At 62.4% G+C, this 23,311-nt stretch carries 25 protein-coding genes and 2 pseudogenes; 13 read left to right on the top strand and 14 right to left on the bottom strand.

The window, feature by feature from the left end; all coding sequences use genetic code 11:
* The first annotated feature begins 21 nt into the window (after positions 1-21).
* Both NKH83_RS13405 and NKH83_RS13400 read left to right on the top strand, forming a co-directional pair.
* Positions 22-930 carry a DMT family transporter gene (locus tag NKH83_RS13405; RefSeq protein ID WP_352477669.1) on the top strand — a complete coding sequence of 303 codons (909 nt, stop codon included), beginning with the start codon at positions 22-24 and terminating at the stop codon, positions 928-930.
* 180 nt (positions 931-1,110) lie between these two features.
* Positions 1,111-1,968, top strand: coding sequence for an alpha/beta fold hydrolase (locus NKH83_RS13400; RefSeq protein ID WP_352477670.1), 858 nt, complete (start codon positions 1,111-1,113; stop codon positions 1,966-1,968).
* On the opposite strand, the gene NKH83_RS13395 is transcribed toward NKH83_RS13400, so the two are convergent.
* Positions 1,946-3,367 (bottom strand): MFS transporter, encoded by a 1,422-nt coding sequence (locus NKH83_RS13395; protein WP_502895568.1) that lies wholly within the window; start codon positions 3,365-3,367, stop codon positions 1,946-1,948. The two genes, NKH83_RS13400 and NKH83_RS13395, sit on opposite strands and share 23 nt — an antisense overlap.
* 139 nt (positions 3,368-3,506) lie before the next feature.
* Here NKH83_RS13395 and NKH83_RS13390 point away from each other — a divergent pair, with 139 nt between their 5' ends.
* Positions 3,507-4,400, top strand: coding sequence for a LysR family transcriptional regulator (locus NKH83_RS13390; protein WP_352805041.1), 894 nt, complete (start codon positions 3,507-3,509; stop codon positions 4,398-4,400).
* A gap of 19 nt (positions 4,401-4,419) precedes the next feature.
* On the opposite strand, the gene NKH83_RS13385 is transcribed toward NKH83_RS13390, so the two are convergent.
* The 3 genes from NKH83_RS13385 to NKH83_RS13375 are packed head-to-tail and all read right to left on the bottom strand — an operon-like array spanning position 4,420 to position 6,859.
* Positions 4,420-5,460 (bottom strand): zinc-dependent alcohol dehydrogenase family protein, encoded by a 1,041-nt coding sequence (locus NKH83_RS13385; protein ID WP_352805040.1) that lies wholly within the window; start codon positions 5,458-5,460, stop codon positions 4,420-4,422.
* Between the two features lie 33 nt (positions 5,461-5,493).
* Complete coding sequence (gene maiA / locus NKH83_RS13380) at positions 5,494-6,144, bottom strand: maleylacetoacetate isomerase (RefSeq protein ID WP_352805038.1); 651 nt, start codon at positions 6,142-6,144, stop codon at positions 5,494-5,496.
* Between the two features lie 4 nt (positions 6,145-6,148).
* Positions 6,149-6,859: a fumarylacetoacetate hydrolase family protein gene (locus NKH83_RS13375; RefSeq protein WP_352805035.1), complete on the bottom strand. Its 711-nt coding sequence runs from the start codon at positions 6,857-6,859 to the stop codon at positions 6,149-6,151.
* A 228-nt stretch (positions 6,860-7,087) separates the two neighbouring features.
* Here NKH83_RS13375 and NKH83_RS13370 point away from each other — a divergent pair, with 228 nt between their 5' ends.
* Positions 7,088-7,771 carry a response regulator gene (locus NKH83_RS13370; RefSeq protein ID WP_352804108.1) on the top strand — a complete coding sequence of 228 codons (684 nt, stop codon included), beginning with the start codon at positions 7,088-7,090 and terminating at the stop codon, positions 7,769-7,771.
* A gap of 50 nt (positions 7,772-7,821) precedes the next feature.
* Here NKH83_RS13370 and NKH83_RS13365 read toward each other — a convergent pair whose 3' ends face one another.
* The 4 genes from NKH83_RS13365 to NKH83_RS13350 form a co-directional block, all read right to left on the bottom strand.
* Positions 7,822-8,049, bottom strand: a complete 228-nt coding sequence (locus NKH83_RS13365; protein WP_352477675.1) for a hypothetical protein — start codon at positions 8,047-8,049, stop codon at positions 7,822-7,824.
* Positions 8,050-8,854: 805 nt separating this feature from the next.
* Entirely contained in the window at positions 8,855-9,388 is a 534-nt protein-coding gene (locus tag NKH83_RS13360; RefSeq protein ID WP_352805032.1) for a hypothetical protein, read from the bottom strand.
* 60 nt (positions 9,389-9,448) lie between these two features.
* A complete protein-coding gene (locus NKH83_RS13355) occupies positions 9,449-10,789 on the bottom strand; it encodes an ATP-binding response regulator (RefSeq protein WP_352805029.1) in 1,341 nt (446 codons plus the stop codon).
* Positions 10,790-10,799: 10 nt separating this feature from the next.
* Positions 10,800-11,939: an FIST N-terminal domain-containing protein gene (locus NKH83_RS13350; protein ID WP_352477679.1), complete on the bottom strand. Its 1,140-nt coding sequence runs from the start codon at positions 11,937-11,939 to the stop codon at positions 10,800-10,802.
* Positions 11,940-12,256: 317 nt separating this feature from the next.
* On the opposite strand from NKH83_RS13350, the gene NKH83_RS13345 reads away from it, so the two are divergent.
* Positions 12,257-13,279, top strand: coding sequence for an acyltransferase family protein (locus NKH83_RS13345; RefSeq protein ID WP_352805025.1), 1,023 nt, complete (start codon positions 12,257-12,259; stop codon positions 13,277-13,279).
* A gap of 20 nt (positions 13,280-13,299) precedes the next feature.
* Here NKH83_RS13345 and NKH83_RS13340 read toward each other — a convergent pair whose 3' ends face one another.
* Both NKH83_RS13340 and NKH83_RS13335 read right to left on the bottom strand, forming a co-directional pair.
* Positions 13,300-13,797, bottom strand: a complete 498-nt coding sequence (locus NKH83_RS13340) for a GNAT family N-acetyltransferase (protein ID WP_352805022.1) — start codon at positions 13,795-13,797, stop codon at positions 13,300-13,302.
* A 19-nt stretch (positions 13,798-13,816) separates the two neighbouring features.
* Entirely contained in the window at positions 13,817-14,581 is a 765-nt protein-coding gene (locus tag NKH83_RS13335) for a copper homeostasis protein CutC (RefSeq protein ID WP_352805019.1), read from the bottom strand.
* A 225-nt stretch (positions 14,582-14,806) separates the two neighbouring features.
* On the opposite strand from NKH83_RS13335, the gene NKH83_RS13330 reads away from it, so the two are divergent.
* Positions 14,807-15,250, top strand: a complete 444-nt coding sequence (locus NKH83_RS13330; protein ID WP_352805016.1) for an SRPBCC family protein — start codon at positions 14,807-14,809, stop codon at positions 15,248-15,250.
* 98 nt (positions 15,251-15,348) lie between these two features.
* Positions 15,349-15,713, top strand: a pseudogene (locus NKH83_RS13325) (carboxymuconolactone decarboxylase family protein).
* A 27-nt stretch (positions 15,714-15,740) separates the two neighbouring features.
* Here NKH83_RS13325 and NKH83_RS13320 read toward each other — a convergent pair.
* Positions 15,741-16,643 (bottom strand): LysR family transcriptional regulator, encoded by a 903-nt coding sequence (locus NKH83_RS13320; RefSeq protein WP_352805013.1) that lies wholly within the window; start codon positions 16,641-16,643, stop codon positions 15,741-15,743.
* Positions 16,644-16,771: 128 nt separating this feature from the next.
* On the opposite strand from NKH83_RS13320, the gene NKH83_RS13315 reads away from it, so the two are divergent.
* From NKH83_RS13315 to NKH83_RS13305, 3 genes are all read left to right on the top strand, one after another.
* On the top strand, positions 16,772-17,275 hold the full coding sequence (locus NKH83_RS13315; RefSeq protein WP_352805010.1) for a nuclear transport factor 2 family protein: 504 nt from the start codon (positions 16,772-16,774) through the stop codon (positions 17,273-17,275).
* 98 nt (positions 17,276-17,373) lie between these two features.
* Positions 17,374-18,318: an alpha/beta hydrolase gene (locus NKH83_RS13310; protein WP_352805007.1), complete on the top strand. Its 945-nt coding sequence runs from the start codon at positions 17,374-17,376 to the stop codon at positions 18,316-18,318.
* Positions 18,315-18,929, top strand: a complete 615-nt coding sequence (locus NKH83_RS13305; RefSeq protein ID WP_352805004.1) for a nuclear transport factor 2 family protein — start codon at positions 18,315-18,317, stop codon at positions 18,927-18,929. The genes NKH83_RS13310 and NKH83_RS13305 overlap by 4 nt, the downstream gene beginning before the upstream one ends.
* 176 nt (positions 18,930-19,105) lie before the next feature.
* Here the strand turns inward: NKH83_RS13305 and NKH83_RS13300 are convergent, their stop codons facing one another.
* A complete protein-coding gene (locus NKH83_RS13300) occupies positions 19,106-19,804 on the bottom strand; it encodes a type 1 glutamine amidotransferase domain-containing protein (RefSeq protein ID WP_254818257.1) in 699 nt (232 codons plus the stop codon).
* 168 nt (positions 19,805-19,972) lie between these two features.
* On the opposite strand from NKH83_RS13300, the gene NKH83_RS13295 reads away from it, so the two are divergent.
* From NKH83_RS13295 to NKH83_RS13285, 3 genes and pseudogenes are all read left to right on the top strand, one after another.
* Positions 19,973-20,881 (top strand): LysR family transcriptional regulator, encoded by a 909-nt coding sequence (locus NKH83_RS13295; RefSeq protein WP_254818258.1) that lies wholly within the window; start codon positions 19,973-19,975, stop codon positions 20,879-20,881.
* A 56-nt stretch (positions 20,882-20,937) separates the two neighbouring features.
* Entirely contained in the window at positions 20,938-21,330 is a 393-nt protein-coding gene (locus NKH83_RS13290) for a nuclear transport factor 2 family protein (RefSeq protein ID WP_352804143.1), read from the top strand.
* Between the two features lie 177 nt (positions 21,331-21,507).
* Positions 21,508-21,905: pseudogene (locus NKH83_RS13285) on the top strand (nuclear transport factor 2 family protein).
* A gap of 55 nt (positions 21,906-21,960) precedes the next feature.
* Here NKH83_RS13285 and NKH83_RS13280 read toward each other — a convergent pair.
* On the bottom strand, positions 21,961-22,392 hold the full coding sequence (locus tag NKH83_RS13280; protein ID WP_352805000.1) for a cupin domain-containing protein: 432 nt from the start codon (positions 22,390-22,392) through the stop codon (positions 21,961-21,963).
* A gap of 70 nt (positions 22,393-22,462) precedes the next feature.
* Entirely contained in the window at positions 22,463-23,293 is an 831-nt protein-coding gene (locus tag NKH83_RS13275) for a helix-turn-helix transcriptional regulator (RefSeq protein ID WP_352804149.1), read from the bottom strand.
* Positions 23,294-23,311 lie beyond the last annotated feature (18 nt).

Genomic DNA, 23,311 nt, shown 5'->3' with positions numbered 1-23,311 from the left:
GGCGAAATCAGCGGGGCATCTATGGACAAGGCGGCGAGTAGCTGGGCGGCGAGCAGTTGGGCGGCGAGTGGCTGGGCGGCAAGTGGCTGGGTCAACGGGTTCATCGGCGTGCTGATCTTCAGCGGTTCGCTCCCGGCGACGCGCGTGGCGGTGATGGATTTCGATCCGGTGTTCGTAACGGTCGCCCGTGCGGCTTCGGCGGGCATCCTCGGCCTGGCGCTGCTGCTTCTCTTTCGCCAGAAGCGCCCGGAGCGGCGAGATCTGTTCCCGCTGGCGATCGTGGCGCTTGGCGTCGTGGTCGGCTTTCCCCTGCTGACGGCGCTGGCGCTCAAGCACATCACGTCGGCTCACTCGATCATTTTCGTCGGCCTGTTGCCGTTGGCGACCGCGATCTTCGGCGTGGTTCGAGGCGGCGATCGCCCGAAGCCGGCGTTCTGGCTGTTCTCGTGCCTCGGCAGCGCCCTTGTCGCCGGTTTCGCAGTCACCCAAGGTCTGTCGGTCTCGCCGCTCGGCGACATCTTGATGCTGGCCGCCATCATCGTGTGTGGATTGGGCTATGCCGAAGGAGCGGCGCTGTCGCGCAAACTCGGCGGTTGGCAGGTGATTTCGTGGGCACTGGTGCTGTCGCTGCCCTTCATGCTGGCGCTGACGTTCATCACTATGCCGCCGTCGCTCGAAAGTGCCGGCAGGGGCGCATGGATAGGCTTGGCCTATGTTTCGCTGTTCAGCATGCTGATCGGTTTCGTGTTCTGGTATCGCGGCCTGGCGCAAGGCGGCATCGCCGCGGTCGGGCAGTTGCAGCTGCTGCAGCCCTTCTTCGGCCTTGGGCTGGCGGCAGCGCTGCTGCATGAGCAGGTCAGTCCCGCCATGATCGCCGTCACCGCCGCCGTCGTACTTTGCGTCGTCGGTGCCAAGAGATATGCAAAATAGGTGCGCCAGCACACTCTTGACTCGATACAATCGCGTCCAATTGATACCAAGAGCTGCCGACCTGGCGGAACGGCGTCTCGAGGTGCCGAGTCGGCCAGAGTGGCACAAGGCGCGAGGTGGCCTCATGTCGGCGTGGAGGAAAAAGGGACGATTTTGGTGCCTGGGGTCCAGAAGATAGTCTTGTCCTCCGGCGGCGAGGTGGCCGTCCGGACGGCTGGTGACGCTTCCAAGCCCGCGCTCGTGCTGCTGCACGGCTTTCCTAGCTCTTCGCGGACGTTTCGCGACGTGATCGCGCCGCTCTCCGGCAGCGCCTATGTCGTGGCGCCTGACCTGCCGGGCTTCGGCGCGTCCGATCTGCCGCCCGAGCCATCGTTCGACATGCTGGCCGGCGCGATTGACGAGCTGCTCTCGCGTCTCAACGTTGGCCGCAGGTTTCTTTATCTTCATGATTTCGGAACCCCGGTAGCGCTTCATCTCGCCATGCGCGCGCCGGAACTCGTCGAAGGCCTCGTTATCCAGAATGCCAATGCCCACCGCTCCGGTTTTGGTCCGCAATGGGCAGACACATTGGACTTCTGGGCTGCGCCGAATGCGGCGAATGAGCAGGCCGCCACCGCCCATCTGACCCTCGAGGGAACCCGCGACCAGTATGTCGCCGGCCTGCCCGGCGAGATCGCGGCGCAGATCGATCCAGGTGGTTGGATTGAAGACTGGCGGGTCATGTGCCTGCCGGGACGACTTGATCTGCAGAAGGCGCTCATTGCCGACTACGGCCGGTATGTCGACCGGTTCGGGGAAGTGGCTGATTATCTGGCGAAGCATCAGCCCCGAGCGATGCTTCTTTGGGGTCGCCACGATGCCTTCTTCGACATTGCAGAGGTTCAATCCTGGCTTGTGGATCTTCCCCGGATGGAGGCTCACGTCTTCGACGCAGGCCATTTCCTCCTGGAGACGCATGCGCTCAAAGCTGCTGAACTGATGCTGGAGTTCGTCGCTGGCGGCTCAGCTAAGCGCGCTAGCCGCGGCGACCCGAAATAATCGCAAGGATCAGCGCCGCCATTACCAGGGCCGTCGCGACCTGGAAAGTGACCTGCATGCCGCGTGCGGCTGTCGCAGATGCCAATATCTGCTGACCGGTACCTTCGCTTCCGCCAGCCGATGCGAAGGCAAACACCGCGCCCATCACCGACGCACCGGTGATCAGGCCGAGATTGCGCGAGAGATTGAGAAGGCCGGAGACGACGCCGCGCTGGTCGGGTGCCACGCCGGTCATCACGGCTGAATTGTTGGAGGTCTGAAACAGGCTGTAGCCGGTGCAGACGATGATGATCGGCACGATATAGCCGGCAACACCGAATTCCGCCCGCGACAGAGCAAAAGTACCAATAGCGAGATCGAACAGGCCGACGATCGTCATCCGGTGCGCCCCGAAACGATCGACCAGGCGTCCGGCCGGCAGCGCCGCCAGTGCGGTAACCAGAGGGCCGGTCGACAGAACCAGCCCGACCATGGCTGCGTCCAGTCCGAGCGCACGCGACAGATAGAACGGCGCGACCACCAGCGTCGCCATCATCACGGTGGCGACGATCAGGCTCATGGCGAGGCTTGCGTTCAACGCCTGATCGCGGAACCTCCCAGGCTGAATCAAAGGGTTCTCGGCCCTTGTCTGCGCAATCACGAACAGCAGGCCACCCACGGCGGCGGCAATCAGCAAGCCGATATTGAGAGAACCAAAACTGCCGCGCCCAAGAGTCATGGCGAGCGCATAGGCGGCCAGCGTCAGCGCGAGCAAAGCCGTGCCTATGCCGTCGAAACCGCGCCGATCTGGCGTCTTTTTTCCGGCCGGCAGGACGCGCCAGGCAAGCGCGAAAGCCAGCGCCCCCAACGGCAGATTCATGAGGAAGATCGCGCGCCAGCCGAGGCCGGCGATCAGCAATCCGCCAAGCGACGGGCCAAGCGTGGTGCCGATCGCCGACATGGCGCCGAGCAGGCCCATGGCGCTGCCCGTTTTTCCCCGGGGAACCGTGTCCGCGACAAAGGCCAGCGTAAGAGCCATCATGACAGCCGCGCCGAGCCCCTGTGCCGCCCGTGCGGCGATCAGCAGCCAGAGCGTCGGGGCAAGCCCGCAAAGCACGGATGCGAAGGTGAACAGGGCAATGCCGCCGAGCAATAGCGGGCGGCGGCAGAATATGTCGGCGAGCCGCCCGGCGCTGACGACCAAGGTGGTGATGGCGAGCAGATAGGCAAGAACGACCCATTGGACGAGCTGGAACGATGCGCCGAACGCCTGCATCAGCGATGGCAGCCCGACGCTGGCGATGCTGGTGGCGAGCGACGACAGCAGCGTTGAAAGCGACAGGCTTGCCAATGCCCATCGGGTCGAGCGGGCGCTCACCGGGGCAACTTCGCCCCAGGTCTTTTCAGCGGTCGATGCCAAGGTGAACTCCTTTGCCGTCAGCCCCAAATCGGAGCTGTCGGAGGCTATTCCCTCGCATGATGTGGCGGAAGGCGCAGTATTTGCATCTTATTCGTGCATGAAACGCCACATTACGGCTGAGCTGTGCTACGGTCCTTCCATGTCATCGCCCGATCTCAATCTGCTTGTCGCCCTTGATGTGCTGCTGAGTGAAGGCAGCGTCGCGCGCGCCGCCGGGCGGCTGCGCCTCAGTCCCTCGGCGATGAGCCGGACGTTGGCGCGGTTGCGCCAGGCGACAGGCGACCCATTGCTGGTTCGGGCTGGCCGTGGCCTGGTTGCGACACCGCGCGCGCTCGAATTGCAGCAGCAAGTGGGCCGCGTCGTGCAGGATGCGGAAGCGCTGCTCCGCCCGGCCAGGCCCCTCGACCTCTCCGCTCTCGACAAGGTCTTCACGCTGCGCGCCAACGAAAGTTTTGTCGAGGAGTTCGCACCGCGTCTTGTGACCCGTGTCGAAGCGGATGCGCCCGGCGTGCGGCTGCGTTTTGCGCCGAAATCCGACAAGAGCGACATGTCGTTGCGCGACGCGGCGATTGATCTCGAAATCGGGGTTGCCGGTGAAACGAGCCCTGAAATGCGCATTCAGGCGCTGTTTCGCGACCGCTTCATCGGTGTGGTGCGAACGGGACATAAACTGAGCGAGAGCCCGGTGAGCCCGGAACGTTATGCGGCCGGTCGCCACATCAGCGTGTCGCGGCGTGGCCGCGAAAAGGGCCCGATCGACGAGGCCTTGAAACTGCTGGGTCTCCAGCGGACGGTTGCGTGCATGGTTTCCAGCTTCTCGGCCACGCTCGCCATGGCGCGCGCCTCCGATCTGATCGCCAGCGTCCCCGAACGGCACACGCTGGGCGCGCGCGCAGGCATGTACAGCTTCCCGTTGCCGGTCGATATCGAGGAGGTCACCATTTCGATGCTCTGGCATCCGCGGCTCGATGTCGATCCGGCGCAGCGCTGGCTGCGAGCCTGCGTGCGGGAGGTCTGCGCGTCGTTTCGTTGATCCAGAGTCGGGGCGTGATCTAGAATCTGGTCACCACGCCGATGCCGATGCCTTCGAAGCCGCCCATCGCCATCAAAGCGGCCGGCGCTTCCTCGAGGCTGATCTTCTTGCCGACCAGGAGTTCGGGTTTGAGCTTGCCGGTGCGGATCATCTCCATCATCGCCTGGTAGCGAAACGCCTGCATGCCGTGGCTGCCGCGGATTTCGAGCTCGAATGCGATCACCTTGTCCATCGGAATCTGCGGCCTGGCATGGTCGCCGAGCATCAGGCCGACCTGCACGTGGCGCCCGCGGCGGCGCAGGTTCGCGATCGAATTGAACGAGGTTGTCGGGTGGCCGAGCGCGTCCATCGACATATGCGCGCCGCCATTGGTGATCTGCTTGACCGCCTTGACCACGTTCGGCGTGTTCGCCGCGTTGATCGTCGCCACCGCGCCGATCTTTTTGGCAAAGTCCAGCTTCTCGTCGGTGAGGTCGATGGCGACGACATTGGCGCCCATGGCGCTGGCGATCATGATCGCCGACAGGCCGACGCCGCCGCAGCCATGCACGGCCACCCATTCGCCGGGAGTCACGCGGCCCTGATCGACGATGGCGCGGAACGAGGTGACGAAGCGGCAGCCGAGGCTGGCGGCGGTGGCGAATTCCATCTCGTCGGGCAAGCGCACGAGATTGGTATCGGCATGGTCGATGGCGACATATTCGGCGAACGACCCCCAGGCGGTGAAGCCGGGCTGGAACTGGTGCTCGCAGACCTGGTGGTTGCCCGACGTGCATTCGAAGCAGCGGCCGCAGCCGACGGCAAACGGCACGGTGACGCGCTCGCCGCCCTTCCAGCGGGTCACCCGGCTGCCTGCGGAGACCACGACGCCGGCCAGTTCGTGGCCCGGCACATGCGGCAGCCGGATGCCGTCGTCGTGGCCCATCCAGCCATGCCAGTCGCTGCGGCAGAGGCCAGTCGCCTCCACCTTGATGACGACGCCTTCCGGCGAAGGCGTCGGATCCGGCACGGTCTGGATCGTTGGCGTTTCGCCGAACTTTTCGAAAACGACGGCTTTCATCGGCAGTTCCTCACCACTTCATGCAATTGCGGTCTATTCGGCATCGATCTGGTTCTCCGGCGCGGCCTTCCGGAATGCCGGCAGCGCCATGCAGGCGGCATTGATGCGCGAGATCGTCGGGTAGGGCGTCATGTCGACGCCGAAGCGGGCATTGCTGGTGACCTGTGCGACCAGGCAGATGTCGGCCAGCCCCGGCGTGTCGCCATGGCAGAATGTCTTGGTCTCGGGCGAGGAAGCCAGAATCTTTTCAAGCGGCTGGAAGCCTTCGTTGACCCAGTGCCGGAACCAGTTGACGACATCCTGGTCGCCGGCGCCGAACAGCGTGCGCAACGAGGTCAGCACGCGCAGATTGTTCACCGGATGGATGTCGCAGGCGATCATCTGCCCCAGCATTCTGACGCGGGCGCGGCCAGGCGCATCCTTGGGCAGCAGCGGCGGCTCGGGCGTGGTCTCGTCGAGATATTCGATGATCGCCAGCGATTGCGTCAGTAGCGTGCCATCGCCTAGGACCAGCGCCGGCACCAGCCCTTGCGGATTGACCGCGAGGTAGGCGGGATCCAGATGCTCGCCGTGGCGCAAATGATGCGGCACGTACTCGTAGGCCAAGCCCTTCATCTCCAGCGCGATCCGCACCCGGTAAGAGGTCGAGGAACGGTAGTAGTTGTGAAGGACGATATCGCTCATTGTGTCACGGGCTCGGTTGGCCGATGGTCAGTTCGATTTCGCCGATGCCGTCGACGCCGCCGGTGATCTTTTCGCCCGGCCCAACGGCGCCGACGCCGGCCGGCGTGCCGGTGAAGATCAGGTCGCCGGGCCTAAGTTCTACCGCCTCGCTGCAAATCGAGACGATGTCGGGAACCGGCCAGATCAGTTCGGCAAGGTCGCCGTCCTGCCTGATCTCGCCGTCGACCGCGAGCCAGATGCGGCCCTTCTCGGGATGACCGGATTGTTGCGCCGGGACCAGCGGGCCGCAGGGCGCTGAACGGTCGAAGGCTTTCGACCAGTCCCACGGTCGTGCCGCCTTTTTCGCCTCGTCCTGAAGGTCGCGGCGGGTCAGGTCGACGCCGACGCCGTAACCCCAGACATGGTCCAGCGCCCGCTGGCGCGGGATGCGAAAGCCGGTCTTGCCGATCGCGACGACCAGCTCGATTTCGTGGTGCAGGTTTCGGGTCAGCGGTGGGTAGGGGACCGTGGTGCCCGAACCGACTACCGCGTCGACCACTGCGTCGCCCGGTTTGGTGAAGAAGAAGGGCGGATCGCGCTCGTCATTGCCGAGCTCGCGGGCATGGGCGGCGTAGTTGCGGCCGACGCAGAAAATGCGGCGCACGGCAAAACGCTCCGGCGAGCCGGCCACGGCCACCGACGGGGTTGCGGGCAGGGGAAGGACGAAGCCGGTCATGCACTGTCTCTGTTCAGTGGATCTGTCGCCGGCACATTCGGCCGATTTGGGCAAACGGGCAAGGCATTGGATGGCGGAAGAGCAGGCCTGCCGCACGGTGCCGCGGAAATCGTCGGTCCATCCTGCTTTAGCCAGCCAAGATGGCAATGTACTATTTGGCAATAAGCTGGCCATGGTTGCCGGACTATTCTAGACCAGACCAGACCAGACCGAACCGAAGTGAAGCTAATGACCGCAGTCAACGATCGCGCCCGGTTCCTCATCATCGACGACCATCCGCTGTTTCGCGAGGCCCTGCACAGCGCAGTGCAGATGGCCTATCCGGAGGTCGACACGGTGGAAGCGCGCTCGATTGCCGAGGCGCTCGAGCTTCTGACGGATGCCAAGCCGTTCGACCTCGCATTGCTCGATCTCAGTATGCCCGACGTGCATGGCTTTGACGGGCTGCTGCAGCTCAGGACGCGTTATCCGCGCCTGCCGGTCGTCATCGTGTCCGGCTATGAGGAGCCGAAGATCATTTCCGAGGCGCTGTCCTACGGCGCGGCCGGCTTCATCCCGAAATCGGCACGCAAGAGCGATCTTGCCGCGGCCATCCGCTCGGTGATGGAAGGTGCGATCTATGTTCCCCAGACCTATGAGGACCGGCCGCCCGACGCCGACAGCACCGACCGCGCCGAGATGGTACAGCGCCTGGCCACGCTGACGCCGCAGCAGCTCAAGGTGCTGCAGATGCTGCGCCAGGGCCTGCTCAACAAACAGATCGCCTACGAGCTGCAGGTCGGCGAGACCACCGTCAAGGCGCATGTCTCGGAAATCCTGCGCAAGCTCAACGTCTACAGCCGCACCCAGGCGGTGATCGAGGTCTCGAAGCTGGACAATGCCGAGCTGTTTCGCGATCCGGCGGGGTTTTGATCGCACGGTCGTCTGCGAATAAAGACGGACTCTTCACGCCTTCTGTTGTTCTAAATTTTCATCAAAAAAACTGAACCAAGATAGAATATTCCATCTTTGTTATAGAAATGAATACTTCCTCCATCGTGCAGGCGAAGACCGCGGTCTGAATCGCTGTCAAACGTTTTATCGTAGTTGAATCCGACAGAGTTAATCATCAGATATTCTGCAACGTCGTTCTTGGTCTTGCCCGCGACGGCTTCAATGTCTGCAATCCAAATCCGGTGACAGCGCACCATGTTTCTTGCGTCGCCTGCCTTATTTTTCGTGGGTTCACGGCTTTGTCGATTTGCAGCGCAACCCGGTCAGCTGCGTTACTTAGTGCGGCAGACCGGGAACGATAGGGCGGGCGAGGCGAGCCATGCAGTCGATCTACGGACAACTACGGCCAGGCGAACAGTAGAAAAGTGCACTGTTGCCGTAATTGCATCTATTAGATCCGAACTTTCATTCCTGGCGTCATTGCTTGTTCCAAATTCTGCAGCTTGTCGCTTCAAGGAAGACGATTGACGTATTTCCTTACGAGGTGGCGCGTCTTCTGGTTGGCCGATCGGGACGATGACATTGATGACAAATACGGCTGTAATTATTATCGATCCTCGCTCGAGAGTGACGGCAGCCAACCAGAGCCTTCTGAGCATTGATTTCGGACGTCGACAAAAACGCCGCCGCCACAATTTTCCAAAGAGGAAACTGCTGGCCGCTGCCTCCAATTAGCGATCGAGCGATGATATTGGACGCTCGCTCAAACGGTTCGTCTAAGAGGATGAAAAAGCGGAAAAAATCTCTCACCTCGCTGAGAGGGTAGGAGCCCTTGCTCGTCTCCAAGAGCCACAGACCATGATCGTATCGCAACTGGAATTCTTGCACTGCCTACAAACCCTCAAAGTGAACAAGGACCAATATGCGAAAATCCAATAACGAGCGTTCGTCGTGTCCATTGTATACATGGAACACCTGATCCCTTGCGCAAAGCTAACGCCTCTGAGACGTCAAGCCAGCACATGCGCCAGCACGCCGCGCAGTCGCGCCGGCTTCAGCGGCTCATGTCGCAGAAAACCGCAGCCCCGTCATTCCATGCGACTCATACATGTACTTGAATTTATCAGAAACAATTATATGGAATCTCGTCCCGAAGTTGTCATTCAGGCGAAAAATATCAAACTCGGTCGAGAAACCATCAACAAGCCTTAGCTGATCAACGCGGTATATGTCTCCGTCTTCAAATGTTTCGAAAGTAGACTCGGAAAAGTCGAACCCTTTTATCTCCTCCATGGGTACATATATTTTCAAGTCGCCCCTATCCGTCTTGGCCGTATAAAAGAGGTGCTTGCTTCTCGAAACAATCGGACCAAACGCCTCGAATATCTCGCGCTTTGCAAACAAGACGCCTGGATGAGAGCTTGGTACGAAATCCGAGATATGCAGCGGCCGCTCGTCATCAAAGCGAAAAAGCAACTTACTTTTGTCGACAGGCCCAGCCTCCTCCATCTCGAGGAAAGCCTGGGATCCATTTGTATTTCCGTCGTCGACGAGAATACAGTAGTCTCGGGCGTTTTCTTCTATTCTCCAATACATCCTTGGCCTTTTCAAAATTTGGTTCTGCCTGATGCAGTTCGCCCATGCCCTCAGATGGGCTCAAGCCAGCAAATGCGCCAGCAGCGCCCTTAGCTGCGCGGGCTTCAGCGGCTTGCGCATCAGCTCGATGCCAGCGGCGCGGGCGGCGTTGGCGACGGTCTCCGAACCGTCGGCGGTGACGATCAGCGCCGGCACGGCGCGGCCGAGATAATCACGGACCTCGACGATTGTGGTGGTGCCGAGGTCGCCGCCGTCGAGATGCTGGTCGGCTATGACAATGTCTGGCAACCAGTCGGTATCGCCAAGCATGTCGAGCGCGTCACCGGTCGAGGTGGCGGGGCGCACCAGGCATTGCCAGCGCTCGAGCAGGGAGGTCATCGCCTGCAGCACCTCGATGTCGTTCTCGACCAGCAGCACCCTTGTGCCGAACAGACCGTAGCCGCGCGGCCGCTCCATGTCGACGGTGCCGGCGATTGGATCGGCCGTGTCGCCGATCCCGACCGGAACGTCGATATGGAAAATCGTGCCATGTCCGACCTTCGACGAAAACGTGACGGGATGGTCGAGCGCCGCGGCGATGCGGCGCACGATGGCCAGCCCCAACCCCAGCCCGCCGGCGGCAAGCCCGGCATCCGTCGGGATCACGCCCCGATGGAATTCCTCGAACACCGCCTCGCGCTGGTCGTCGGGGATGCCGCAGCCGGTATCGGCGACGTCGATGCGGATCGTGTCGCCGCGATGCCTGGTGCCGACCAACACGCCGCCCGAGCGGGTATAGCGCAGTGCATTGGACAGGATGTTCTGCAGGATGCGGCGCAGCAAGGTTCGGTCCGAACGAACGAGCGCATCGACCGGCCGGAACTTCAGCGTCAGCCCCTTCATCTCCGCGACCGGCTGAAAATCCGAGCGCAGAGACGAAAACAGCGTCTCCAGGCTGACATCGGTGATGTCGGGCTGCACGACGCCGGCATCGAGCTTGGAAATGTCGAGCAAGGTGCGGAGCAGGTCCTCCATCGTCTCCAGCGATCGCTCGACCTGGCGGACCAGGTTTCTGCCTTCCTCGCTGGTCTGTACTTCGGCAAGCGCCGAGACCGACAGATGCGCGGCGTTCAGCGGCTGCAGCACGTCATGGCTGGCCGCCGCAAGGAACCTGGTCTTGGACAGGTTCGCCAGCTCGGCGTTTTCCTTGGCTGCGTTCAAGTCGATGTTCGACTGCTCCAGCCTGCGCAAGGTCGAATGCAGCTCTTCGGTGCGGCTGCGCACCCGGCTCTCAAGCGAAATGGCAGTCTGGAACAGCGAAAAAGCATTGCCTTGCTGGTCCATGGAGCGCTCGACGCGGCTGATCAGCGCGGCGTTGATCTTCTTCAGCCTTTCCAGGTCGTCGATGTTCCTGAGCGGCATGCCGGATTTCCTACTCCGCCGCTTCGGCCGCATTGCGTTCACCGAAGGCGATGCCGGTGAAGGTCTGGTTCAGATGCATCGAACGGTACTGTTCGCCATAGGTGCCAAAGCCGAGGACGTTGTTGACCTTGTAGAGTTCCGAAATCTCGCGATAGACCTGCCGATTGCGCGCGTCGAGCCGGCGCAGCACGCAGTCGAAACCGAGGATCAGGTCGATGCCGCCAAGCCTTTCGCTGACGTCGCTGAGAGCGGCGCGGGTCGCCTCGACCATGTCCTTAGGCTGGGCGACGGCAAGCACGACACCATCGTCGATGGCGCAGAAGAACGACAGCGAGCCGTCCGCGTGCATCTTCTGGATTGAACGGCAGTAAAATTCGCCGCCGACTTTCACCACCACCGGGTGCGAGGCAAAACTCAGTGGCGTCAGCATCTGCGCGACGACGCCGACCGAGGCGGCATATTCCTCGGCGGCAATGGTGGCGTTGAATTCGCGCACGATGCGGTGGTCGGGATCGGATGCCGTCACCACCAGCTTCTCGTCGGTGGGAACGAAATTGTCGGTCTTGAACACGTGGAAAGGAATTTCCGTAGTGATCAGCACGATGATGGCGCTGTCGGAGGTCACTTTGCCGTTCGAGATCAGCCGCGTTGTCTCGAATTTCAAGTCATCGCCAGCCGACCCGCCGATCAATGGAATATCGTCGAGCCCCCAATGGATGGCGGAGGTCACCGCTTCTTCGGCATAGGACAGCCCGTCGATCAAGCAGAGCGCGAAAGTGGTGTCGGCTCGCTCGTGCCCGAGGCGCTCGCGTAACGAACGCCTCAGCGCCTCGACTTCGCCGGTAATCCCGTCCATGCCCGATGAGGACAGATTTTCGACCATGGTGCTGGCTGCCGAAAACGATGCGGAGGGAAGCAGCATAGCCAGGATCTGGCCTTCCTCCAGCCCCTTGGGCGTTATCTCACCGGCCGTCGAGCAGCCGGCATAGTGGAGCGCCGGCGCGTGGGTCTTCAGCGCTTCCGACAGGGCGACGGCCTCTATGAGGCTCTGCGAGAAAAACAGGAGGGCAAACCCGGCGTCAATGGCCGCTGCTTCCGCTGCCACCGCCCGGGCGAACGCATCCGCATCGGATTCGTCGGTGGTGAGCACCGAAAGGCCGCATGCATAGCGCGTCCGTGACTTGGCCAGCGGCTTCCTCCTCCATTTCCTCCAACGCTCTTTTTTGTGCGCGTCTGGCGCGCCGGCGTCGAGGTCATTGTTGTCTTGAAGCGGTGCTTTGGCAATCAGCCAACATGATGGATTTGAAGTTTCTGCCGTTTGACGGCGTCAGCGCAGCCGCTCACGGACGGAAGCTGTGCGTCCCGTACTTCGGGCGTGTCGTTATCTCGCACTTGCACAAAGTTGTAGTGCACTGCAATATAGCTGAGAATGCGGCCTTGAGCCCGCCTTTCGCAGAGGGGACCGGCATGACGGACATCTCCGCGACGCGTCTTGTCGTGGCCAGGCCTGTCGCCGACACATCGTCAAGGGCGAGGCTTGCCTATCTCGACGGCTGGCGCGGCCTGTCGATCGCGCTGGTGCTGATCGGCCATTTCTTCCCCGTCCCCGGCATCAATCTCGGCGTCCTGGGCGTCGAATTCTTCTTCGTGCTCAGCGGCCGGCTGATGGCCGAGATCCTGTTCGTCGAATACTATCCGCTGAAGAAATTCTTCAAGCGCCGGTTCTCCCGCATCTATCCGGCACTGCTGGTTTTCGTCGTCGTCGCGATGATCGCCTTGTCCGGCACGTTCATCGCCTTCAAGTGGAAGGCGGCGCTGACGGCGCTGACGTTCACCTACAATTACGCCGGAGTTCTCGTTACCCGCGCCGGCGCGCTCGACCATATCTGGTCGCTCTGCGTCGAAGAGCATGCGTATATCATTCTGGCTCTGATTAGCGTCGTCGTCCGGGGACGGTCCCGCGTCATCATGCTGCTCGGCGCTTTGTCGCTGCTGGCCATGGCGAACGGCGCCATCTCCTACTGGGTGCTCGCAATAGGCTACGAGGGCACCTATTGGCGCACTGACGTGCACATCGCCTCGATCCTGCTGTCGGCGGTGTTATGCCTGCTCAAGGCCGACGACAGGCTGCCGGCGCTGCTCAAGGGGCCGCATGTTGCCCTGGCGGCCACAGTCGTGGCTGTGCTCCTTTTCATGGCTGCCGTGCCAACCCCCATTCACTATCTGGTCGCGGTGCCGCTGCTGGCGCTCGCCGTCAATTTGCTCGACTTCAGCAGCCGCCACCTGACCAGGTTTCTGTCGTCCCTGCCAATGACGATGCTGGGGCTGTGGTCGTATTCGCTCTATCTGTGGCAGCAGCCCTTTTATCAATTCGTCGATATACAAGGCAGTTCGCCGTGGCTGATGCTGGCGGCGGCGTTCGCTTGCGCGCTGTGCAGCTACTACATCATCGAAAGGCCGGCCCGCTCCTGGCTGAACCGCAATTGGTAGGGCGAGCGGCGCCCGCCGTTTTAGCCGGCGATCCGCCTTGCATAATACCGCACGGCTTTCCTGCCACCGTGGATTACCGCGTCGCCCACTTCCGCAAAGCCGAGTGCGGCATGGAAGGCGTCCGAAGCCGGATTGGGCGGCTCGGCATTGACTTCGCAGGTGACGATCGCCTGGCTGGCGCGTGACGCCTGCTCGAACAGATCCTCATACAGCCGGCGGGCATGGCCGCGCCCGCGCGCTGCGGCGGCGACCACGACGCGATCGACATAGACGAACCGCGGATAGCGCTGGCGAAACCACAGGAAGTTGGGGCTGTCGTAGCTGGCGTCCTGGTCGAAGGTCATGATGAAGGCTTCGAGCGAACCGATACGGCGCGCGTAAAACGCTTCGCCGAGCAGGAAGGAAAGGTGCTCGGGTTCGAGCCACGACAATTCCGCGGCATGCTCGTTGTTGAGCGCGAGGACGGCGGGCTCATCCTGCGGCGAGACCTGCTCGATCGGCAAACGCGTTTCGATCATGTTTTTTCTGTCTCCGGGATCATGTCCGGACGGCGGCGATGGTCGCCGCCGCCATCGCCTTGTCGGTCACGGTGTTGCGGTATTCGCGGTCGAGATCGGTGCCGCCCATGCCGACCCTTGGGTTGCGGTAACGCATGGCACTCGGCACGTCCTTGAGCGCGGCGAAATGCATTTCGCTCAACCCGGTTTTCCTCCGCACCTTGCCGATGTTCTCTGGGTCAAGCCCGCCGCAGCCGAGGATGATGATGCGGTCGCCGGCCTGCCTGACAAGATCGGCGAGCAGGTCAGCGCCCTCGAGCGCCGTGTCGCGCTGGCCGCTGGTCAGCACGCGGCCGACCTTGCAGCGGATCAGTGTCTCCAGCGCCTCTGTCGGGTCGCGCGTCATGTCGAAGGCGCGGTGGCAGGTGACGTTCAAGCTTCCCGCCGCCTTCACCAGTTGGCTCATGCGCTGCTCATCGATCGTTCCGTCGGCATTAAGGCAGCCGATAACGACACCGGCGACGCCGGTGTCGGCAAGCGCGCCGACATCGGCGAGCATCGAACGGTATTCGGCTTCGCTATAGAGAAAATCACCGCCGCGCGGCCGCACGATGACGTGGAACGGGATCGTCGCCAGCTCGAGCGCCGTGCGCACCGTGCCGAAGCTAGGCGTGATGCCGCCTTCGATCAGGCTGGCACAGAGCTCGACACGGTCGGCGCCGGCGGCTTGCGCGGCCAGCAGGCCGTCTATGCCTTCGACGCAGATTTCGATCAGCGGCAGGCGAGGGCGTCCGGTCTCGGGCATGGGGGATCCGTTCATGATTTCAGCTGGCCAGCGGTAGCATCGGGCATGGTGCGATGAAAGCCGCAACCGTTGGCTCAAGTGCTTGCGATCGCGCCTGCCATTCCGCCGCTTGACACATTCATAACTTCAGAGTTATACGTAAACGATAGCTGGTGGGTTATTGGTTCTCGTGGAGAGCGCGTTGGTGAACAGACCAGCCAAACCGCAAACAACGGGTCCGAAGTTATGACTGGAGCAACTACAGTCGAAACCAAATCCATTGTCGTCGAGCGTCTCTTACCGCACGCGGCTGAAAAGATATGGCGCGCACTGACCGTGCCGCATCTGGTTGCCGAATGGCTGATGAAGAACGACTTCGCGCCTGTGCAAGGCCATCGCTTCACCTTTCGCGCGACGCCGGTACCGGGCTGGTCCGGCGTGACGAACTGCGAGGTGCTGAAGATCGAGCCGCCGCGCCTACTCGCCTACAGCTGGGGCGACGGCACCGAATCCGACAGCGGTCTGAAGACCGTCGTGACATGGTCGTTGACGCCCGAAGGTACGGCGACCCGGGTGCGCATGGAGCATTCCGGGTTCCGGGCCGAGGACGAGCGCGGGTACATCGGAATGGGAAGCGGCTGGCCGCGCATTCTCGAGCGGCTTGAGCAGGTGACTGCCTCGCAAAGCTGAAGATCCCTGCGCTCGCCGCAATGCGGCGGCCGGCGAACTGACAGAGCCAAGGATGTCGAGACCCCGGATGTGATGCTCATTCCCGGGCCCTGCAGGCGCTGCTCGCGCTGGACAAGTCGACGGAAACGGCCGATCTGTCCTATGTGACGCGCAAGCTCGTCCATTTGCGCGCCAGCCAGATCAACGGATGCAGCGTCTGTATCGATATGCATGCGCCAGAATTGAAGAAGGCCGGTGAAAAGGACGAGCGCGTCTTCACCGTGTCCGCCTGGCGGGAAACACCTTACTTCACCGACGCCGAGCGCGCCGCGCTGGCGCTGACCGAGGCGGCAACCCGGTTGGCTGACCGGCCGGATCCGGTGCCGAAAAGGCCCTTGCCGCCCTGGTCATCCAGATTGCCCTGATCAACGCATTCAACCGGCTCAACGCAACTACCAGGCAGATGATCGGCGCCTGGGGCTGAACGGGGCCGGGTTCTCGAAAGGTCACATCAGATACGCAGCTTGTGAGCGTTCGCGCGCACGAAGTCGATGAAGGCCCGCAGCTTCGGCGGTACGAGGCGGCGGCTGGGATAATAGAGGTGGAGCGGCTCGTAAGCGGGACAGAAAGGCTCCAGCACCTTGACCAGCGCGCCTGAGGCAAGAAGCGGCGCGGCGAGGCCCTCGACCGCGAAGGCGAGGCCAAGCCCTTGCGCGGCGGCGGTAATGCACAGCGGAAGCGTGTTCGCGACCAGACATGCGTCCGGCGTGAATGCGACTTCGCGTCCCTCCACGATGAACTCCCATGGCGAAATCGCGCGGGTGAGGGCGAATGCGATGCAGCGATGGGCGGCGAGGTCGGCCGGCCGCTTCGGCGTACCATTGCGCGCCAGATAGTCCGGGCTGCCCACCACGACCATCTGCAAGGGCCCGCCCAGACGCGCGCCGATCATGTCTTTGTCGAGAAGCTCGCCGATGCGCAGACCGGCGTCGAAGCCCTCGGCGGCGATGTCTACGAAGCTGTCGTCGAAAATCAGACTAAGCCGCACTTCGGGATAAGCATCCATGAACGGCCGCATCAGTGGCTCGATCAGCAGCGGGGCGGCGATCCAGGGCAGGCTGAGGCGCAGCGTGCCGGCGGGACGGTCGCGAGCTTCGCGCAGTGCCGCACCAGCCGCCCGGATATTTTCGGCTGCCGGGCGCACGTGGTCGAGGTATTGAGCGCCAGCTTCGGTCAAGCCAACGCTGCGAGTCGTCCGATTGAGCAGCCGCACCCCCAGACGCTCCTCGAGCCCCTTGACCGCCTCGCTCAACGAGGCCGGAGCGACGCCGAGCTGGGCGGCGGCGCGGGTGAAGCTTTTGGCCTCCGCAACTTTTACGAAGGCGACGATGCCGCTGAGCTGGTCGAGGCGCATTGTAAGGATTTTCCAAATAGCCCTGTCGAATTCTACTGGTTTTTCCGGTGAACAAAAGGCGTCATGTTGAGTCCGACGAACGGGCCTCTGTGTTGGGAACGGCTCGAACAGGGAAGGAAACAGGACCGATGACCAGGCTTGCTTCGCTCGCCGCCGCCGCTCTTCTGGCGGTGTCTGCCGCCACGGCGAATGGCGGCCCGCTGGAAGACAGCAACATCCAACTCGTCAAGGACTACTACGCAGCTTATGCGACCGGGAATCCCGAGGCCGTCCGGCCCTTCCTCGCGCCCGACATCGTGTGGCGCATTCCCGGCCATCATCCGCTCGCCGGCGACAAGCGCGGGCCGGACGAGGTGGTCGCCTTCTTCCGCGGCCTGGCCGACGGCAAATTCAAGGCCGAGCCGATTTTCTTCCAGGCGCAAGGCGACCTTGTCGTCGATGTCCATCGCGGCTGGTCGAACGTCGGCTCGGGTCCCGAGATCGACCAGCTCTACGCGCTGATGTTCCGCATCAAGGACGGCAAGATCACCGAGGCACAGAATTTTTTGACCGACATGTACCAGTCGGACGCCTTCTACTGGGCGCATTACGCGCTGACGCCATTGCCCGGCCGACTGGCTGGCGAGCGCTGAGACGGCGGTCTTTTTCGCAACGCGCCGCGGTTCTCACTCCAAGCCAAAGGAGACTTGCAATGCTTAAAACCCTGACACTTGCTGCAGCAACCGCCGTGATGCTCGCCGCCTCCAATGCCATCGCCGCACCGCGCGTCGAGCGCGTCACATTCTCCGCGCACGGTGAGCAGATCGTCGGCGAGCTCTATCTGCCGGAGGATCTGGACGCGGCAAAACCTCGGCCCGCGCTGGTCGTGACAGGCGCCTGGATGACGGTGAAGGAACAGATGCCGGCCCGCTACGCCCGCGAGATGGCGGATCGCGGGTTCGTCGCCCTGACCTTCGATTTTCGCGGTTGGGGCGAAAGCGGCGGCATACGCCGCCAGTACGAGGATCCTAAGGCCAAGATCGCCGACATCGAAGCCGCGGTCGCCTATCTCGCGAGCCGGCCCGAGACCGATCAGGACCGCATCGGCGGGCTCGGCATTTGCGCCGGCTCCGGCTATATGGTCACCGCAGCGGCCGAAAACGCCGCGATCAAATCGGTCGCCCTCGTTGCGCCCTGGTTGCAGGATGCCGAAGTGGTGGAGCAGGCCTACGGCGGCAGGCACGGCGTCGCCAGGCTTGAGGCCGCGAGCGATGCGGCCGAGGCCGCGTATCGCCGCACCGGCAAACAGCCGTTCCTGCCGGCTGCCAGCCTGTCCGACAAGCGCGCGATCATGTTCAAGGTGCCTTATTACACCGAACCCGATCGCGGCATGATCCCGGCCTGGCGCAACGAGGCCGATCCGGCCTTCTGGCGCGGCTGGCTGAGGTTCGACGCCATCCAGGCTGCCCCGCGCCTGCACCAGCCCTTTCTGATGGTGCATAGCGAGGCGGCTGCCATTCCGCAGGGTGCGCACAAGTTCTACGCGCGGCTGACCAGTTCCAGGCAGGAGCTGTGGCTCGACAACGTCACCCAGTTCGATTTCTACGATCGCGCCGCGCCGGTGAAGGCGGCGAGCGATGCCGCCGCCGCGCACTTCCGCGCGACGCTCGGCAGTGCAGGGGAGGCGGGACAATGAGCTTCGTCACCCGCCGGCATGTCCTGGCCTCGGCGGTTTCCGCTGCGATGGTTTCCGCCGTCTCGGCGCCCGCCTCGAGCGCCCCAGGAGATGCGCTGACGGTCAAAGACAGGATCACAATCGCCGAGGCAGTGGCCGGGATCGGCCTCTATGCCGACCTGCGTGAATGGAACCGGGTCAGATCCTATCTCGCGCCCCGTGTCACGACCGACTATACCAGCCTCTTCGGCGGCGAGGTCACGACCAGCGGCCGCGACGCGCTGATCGCGCAGTGGCAAGCACTGCTGCCGGGTTTCGACGCCACCCAGCACCTTATCACCAACATCATTGTCGAAGGCGCGGGCAATGATGCCATGGCGCGCAGTCACGTCCGCGCAACCCACTGGATCGACGGGCGGTTCTGGACGGTCGGTGGCAGCTATCTCCACCGGCTGGTGCGGACGCCGGAAGGTTGGCGCGTCAAGGCAATCTCCATCCGCCGCTTGTACGAAGAGGGAGACCGCGCCGTGCTGGCCGCCGCCGCCGGCCGGGTAAAGGCGGAGGCCAATGAGTGTTCGGCTTTGCGCATGCCCGGTCGCGCGGCGAGGTTGCTCGGAGCATCGGCAACGTGAATATTGATCGAAATGTCGGGGCAGGCTTGGCGCATGCGGCATTTAGTGGCGCCACCGCGGACACGGGACATGACCCTTTCACTGCAAGACGTTTCGGATCGGCTTGAGACTGTAGCGGGTTCTGAAGTTGATCCGCCGACGCGAGCCGTCGGCAGATCACGGTTGTTCCAGACCGCTCAGGCGGTCTTGCTCTTCCTCTGGCTCAAAGCGCCTAGCAGCGCCTCAGCGGCCTCGCTCGATGATGCTGGGTTCTGACCCGTGATAAGCTGGCCATCGACGACTGTGTGGACGCCCCAGTCCTTGACCTTGGAGAAAACCGCGCCGAGGCTGATCAGCTCGTCCTCGACCAAGAACGGCACGACATTCGTGAGACCTACGGTCTCCTCCTCACTATTGGTGAAGCCGGTGACGTAGCGTCCCTGCACAAACGGCGTGCCGTCGGGACTGGTCACGCGATGCAGAACGCCCGGTGCGTGGCAAACGAGGGCGATCGGCTTGCCGGCCGCGATGAAGGATCCGATCAGCTTGATCGAATTCGGATCTTCGGCCAAATCCCACAGCGGGCCGTGGCCGCCGGGGTAGAAGACCGTGTCGAAGTCCTTCTGGTCGACACTGTCCAGGCGCACGGTTTCTGCGAGCTGCGCCTTGGCAACATCGTCAGCACTGAAGCGCCGTGTAAGGTCGGTCTGGAACATAGGCTCGTCGCTTTTCGGATCGAGAGGCGGCTGGCCGCCCTTTGGCGAGGCGAGGGTGATCTCGGCGCCGGCGTCCTTGAAGACGTAGTAGGGGGCTGCCAGTTCCTCGAGCCAGAAGCCGGTCTTCTTGCCCGTGTTACCGAGAGTGTCGTGGGAGGTGAGTACCATCAGGACTTTCATTGTCGGATCCTTTTCTCAGGTGATGCCGCGCCGATGAGGCGTCGTAGTTGGTTGATTTGGAGCTCAATCGGCCGCGTCGGCCTGTCGATGCACGGATAATGGCACCTGCCCATGTATTTCAGAAATTTATTTCATTTATTTTATATATTCATGTCAGATTATATCTCGATGAGATACGATCTGAACCTGCTCCCGGTTTTCCTGGCCCTGATGGAAGAGCGGAGCGTGACACGGGCAGCAGCGCGACTGGGCATCACCCAGCCGGCGCTGTCCAATTCGTTGAACCGCCTGCGCGACACCCTCCGGGATCCGCTATTCATCCGGGAAAGGTATGGCATAAAGCCGACGCAATTGGCTGAGGAGATCGCTCCGACGATCGAAGCAGCGCTGGCGCAACTGGACGATCTCATTTTGAACCAGCAGGAATTTCAGCCAGCAAAGGCCGAACGGCTGTTCACGCTTGCCCCCAACAGTTACGTGGAGCTTGTGTTGATGCCGGCCCTCGTCGCGAGGACGCGTGAGCTGGCGCCTGGTATCAAGCTCCGCATGACAGCATTTGGCAACGATCTCGCCGAGACCGGCGTGATTTCCGGTACCACGGCCATGGTGATTGGCCGGATCGTCGATCCGCCGGGCAATCTTGTCGTCCAGCATCTTATGGACGATGGGCTCGCCTGCGCGGTGCGCAAGGATCATCCCGACGTTCGAGACCATATTTCCCGAGAACAGTATGAAAGGCTCAAGCACGTGAACGTGCTCCCGCCGGGCCGGCTGCGGGCGGGCCTCTTCCAGGCATTGGAGCAACAAAACCTCAAGCGAGAGATTGCCCTTTCTGTCACGCACTTCCTGGCCGTGCCAGAGATGCTTGCCGTCACGGATTACTGCGCAACGCTGCCGAGACTGATCTGCCGCAGCCTTGAGAGGGATCCGCGCCTGAAGATACTACCGCCGCCCGTCGACCTCGGCACTTTTCCAGTGCAGATGGCTTGGCACATTCGCTACCGCCACGACCCAGCCCACAGGTGGTTGCGTTCGATGATCGGCGAATTGGCAAAAGAAATGACGTCGGAGACCTAAGACGGCTTTCTTGTATCCGCGTTGATGTCCGCAAAGGCCAAACCGGGCCATTCATCGTGCCGTATGCCGAGCACCAGATCCGGACTTGCCCGAGCTATCAGCAAGCGGCAGCTAGGGTCGCACCATGCCGCCAACTAAGTGCTGTCCGTCACGACCGACTATACCAGCCTCTTCGGCGGCGAAGCCGCGACTTCGACGCCACCCAGCACCTCATCACCAACATCATTGTCGAAGGCGCAGGCAATGACGCGGTTGCACGAAGCCATGTCCGCGCAGCCCACTGGATCGACGGGCGGTTCTGGACGGTCGGTGGCAGCTATCTCCACCGGCTGGTGCGGACGCCGGAAGGTTGGCGCGTCAAGGCAATCTCCATCCGCCGCTTGTACGAAGAGGGGGATCGCGCCGTTCTGGCCGCTGCGGCCGACCGGGTAAAGGCGGAGGCCAAATGAGTGTTCGGTTTGCGCATGCCCAGTCGCGCGGCGAGGTTGCTCGGAGCATCGGCAACGTGAATATTGATCGAAATGTCGGGGCAGGCTTGGCGCATGCGGCATTAGTGCCGCCAACCGCGGAGACAGGACATGACCCTTTCATTGCAAGAGGTTTCGGATCGGCTCGAGATCGAATAGCTGCTTGTTCGCTATTGCTGCGCTGTGGACGATCGCGACTGGGACGCCTATCGCAAAATATTCACACTCGATGCCGTGCTTGACGACACTGTAACAGGTGGAATCAGGAGCGGTGTGGATGAGCATGTCGCTTACATGAAAGGCGCCCTTCGAAGATATTGATCTCGCAGCACGCCATTTCGACAATCCTTCTGGATCTCCGAGGGGATGAGGCCAGCGCGCGCGTGCATTGTTCATGCCCGATGGTGGTCGACCTCGGCGAATGCAAAAGGCAGGTCTTCTTCCAAGGGCTCTGGTATCGCGACCGCGTCGTACGCACGTCCGAGGGCTGGCGCATAAGTGAACTTGTCGAGGAAGGCTATTGGAATCACAATTTGCCGGAGGGGTTCGCGTTCTGACGTCTGTTACGCGCTGCGCTGGATTCGCCCCGGACGCCATTTTCAGACGTGGCAGCTACTGGCGCAACACGGTGTTCTTGGTGCCTTCTTCGACCTGGTCGATGACCAGCAGCTTGACCGGATCGGCGCCGATATTGATCGCCTGATGCCATTGCCCGATCATCTCGATGATGAAATCACCTGTTTGATAGGTGTTGCTCTTGCCGGTCTCGACGTTGGTGACCTGAAGCGTGCCGGCCTCGACATAGGCATAGCGCGGAAACGGATGCTTGTGGACCGGCAAGGTCGCGCCCGGCGCGATCTGATAGGCCGAGACCAGGATCTGGACGTTCTTCTGGGGCAGCGTGATCGGCTGGCCAGACGCGGTCTCGGTGCGAGAGGCAAGCGGGGTCACGACAACCGGCGTCCCGCTGGGATCCAGCGCCTGGGCGCTGTTTGCAAACAGTGCAGCCGTGAGCAGCAGCGTCGGTGCCAAGATTTTTCGCATGATTCCCCCCGAACGGCGTCAGCATTGCGCAGCAAGCTTTGAGGCGCAAGCTTGTCTGTTCAGGAGCGCCTTATCCAGCTCTTCTGAACATGCCCGGCGTCATACCATGCATGGCCCGGAATGTACGGGAAAAATGGCTCTGGTCGGCGAAGCCCGCCGTAATAGCGGCGTCGGCGAGGCCAAATCCCTGTTCGATCAGCGCGCTCGCCCGGCGCAATCGCCGGTCGCGGATATAGGCCGCCGGCGTCAGGCCAATTGCCTTGTTGAAATCGCGGATGACCTGGAACCGGGTCACGCCAGCCGCGCCGGCAAGCCGCTTGAGGTCGAGCTGCGAGCCAAGCTCGCTTTCGACAAGATCGCGGTAGAGCGAAAATCTTCGCTGCGATCCGGAGCTTTCGATCTCTTCGGCCTGTCCGCTCGAGTCGCCATGCCGAACGATCAGTTGTCTAAGCGCCACGAGCAGGGACGTCTCGGCCGTCATTGTGTCCGGGGATGTCGAGCCGTGGTGCGCTGCCGTCAATGCTGCGGCGAGACTGCTGTCTTCGATCGTCGCGCGCGAAAACACTGGAGCGCCGTCGCGGCCGAGTTCGCGGGTAAGCGCGGTCATCATCGGCACCGAAGGATAAAATGTCCGGTAGGCCCAGCCTTCATCCGCCCCGCGTTCGCCGTCATGCCACTCTTCAGGATTGACGACGGCGATGGCGCCCGCCGGAGCGAGAACGCTTTGACGGCCGATGCGAATGCGCTCGCAGCCGGAGGTGATCAGGGCGATCACATAGGTCGGGTGCGTGTGCAGGTCGTAGCGGTGCTGGGTGAAGCGCGCCTCGAACAGGCCCAGGTCGGGGAAGCACGGATGGCGCCAGTATTTCCCGGTCTCTGCGGCTTCGTTTGTCTTTGCCATGGTCAATCCGGTTCAAGA

Source organism: Mesorhizobium sp. M0909 (assembly GCF_040319515.1).
Taxonomy (GTDB): Bacteria; Pseudomonadota; Alphaproteobacteria; order Rhizobiales; family Rhizobiaceae; genus Mesorhizobium.
This window is presented reverse-complemented; position numbering and strand designations above follow the sequence as displayed.

Bases quoted from the DNA above. Each gene is read 5' to 3' on its own strand.
- NKH83_RS13405 (WP_352477669.1), top strand. From the start codon at position 22: ATGGACAAGGCGGCGAGTAGCTGGGCGGCGAGCAGTTGGGCGGCGAGT.
- NKH83_RS13390 (WP_352805041.1), top strand. From the start codon at position 3,507: ATGTCATCGCCCGATCTCAATCTGCTTGTCGCCCTTGATGTGCTGCTG.
- NKH83_RS13385 (WP_352805040.1), bottom strand. From the start codon at position 5,460: ATGAAAGCCGTCGTTTTCGAAAAGTTCGGCGAAACGCCAACGATCCAG.
- maiA (WP_352805038.1), bottom strand. From the start codon at position 6,144: ATGAGCGATATCGTCCTTCACAACTACTACCGTTCCTCGACCTCTTAC.
- NKH83_RS13375 (WP_352805035.1), bottom strand. From the start codon at position 6,859: ATGACCGGCTTCGTCCTTCCCCTGCCCGCAACCCCGTCGGTGGCCGTG.
- NKH83_RS13370 (WP_352804108.1), top strand. From the start codon at position 7,088: ATGACCGCAGTCAACGATCGCGCCCGGTTCCTCATCATCGACGACCAT.
- NKH83_RS13365 (WP_352477675.1), bottom strand. From the start codon at position 8,049: ATGGTGCGCTGTCACCGGATTTGGATTGCAGACATTGAAGCCGTCGCG.
- NKH83_RS13360 (WP_352805032.1), bottom strand. From the start codon at position 9,388: ATGTATTGGAGAATAGAAGAAAACGCCCGAGACTACTGTATTCTCGTC.
- NKH83_RS13355 (WP_352805029.1), bottom strand. From the start codon at position 10,789: ATGCCGCTCAGGAACATCGACGACCTGGAAAGGCTGAAGAAGATCAAC.
- NKH83_RS13345 (WP_352805025.1), top strand. From the start codon at position 12,257: ATGACGGACATCTCCGCGACGCGTCTTGTCGTGGCCAGGCCTGTCGCC.
- NKH83_RS13340 (WP_352805022.1), bottom strand. From the start codon at position 13,797: ATGATCGAAACGCGTTTGCCGATCGAGCAGGTCTCGCCGCAGGATGAG.
- NKH83_RS13335 (WP_352805019.1), bottom strand. From the start codon at position 14,581: ATGCCCGAGACCGGACGCCCTCGCCTGCCGCTGATCGAAATCTGCGTC.
- NKH83_RS13330 (WP_352805016.1), top strand. From the start codon at position 14,807: ATGACTGGAGCAACTACAGTCGAAACCAAATCCATTGTCGTCGAGCGT.
- NKH83_RS13320 (WP_352805013.1), bottom strand. From the start codon at position 16,643: ATGCGCCTCGACCAGCTCAGCGGCATCGTCGCCTTCGTAAAAGTTGCG.
- NKH83_RS13315 (WP_352805010.1), top strand. From the start codon at position 16,772: ATGACCAGGCTTGCTTCGCTCGCCGCCGCCGCTCTTCTGGCGGTGTCT.
- NKH83_RS13310 (WP_352805007.1), top strand. From the start codon at position 17,374: ATGCTCGCCGCCTCCAATGCCATCGCCGCACCGCGCGTCGAGCGCGTC.
- NKH83_RS13305 (WP_352805004.1), top strand. From the start codon at position 18,315: ATGAGCTTCGTCACCCGCCGGCATGTCCTGGCCTCGGCGGTTTCCGCT.
- NKH83_RS13300 (WP_254818257.1), bottom strand. From the start codon at position 19,804: ATGAAAGTCCTGATGGTACTCACCTCCCACGACACTCTCGGTAACACG.
- NKH83_RS13295 (WP_254818258.1), top strand. From the start codon at position 19,973: ATGAGATACGATCTGAACCTGCTCCCGGTTTTCCTGGCCCTGATGGAA.
- NKH83_RS13280 (WP_352805000.1), bottom strand. From the start codon at position 22,392: ATGCGAAAAATCTTGGCACCGACGCTGCTGCTCACGGCTGCACTGTTT.
- NKH83_RS13275 (WP_352804149.1), bottom strand. From the start codon at position 23,293: ATGGCAAAGACAAACGAAGCCGCAGAGACCGGGAAATACTGGCGCCAT.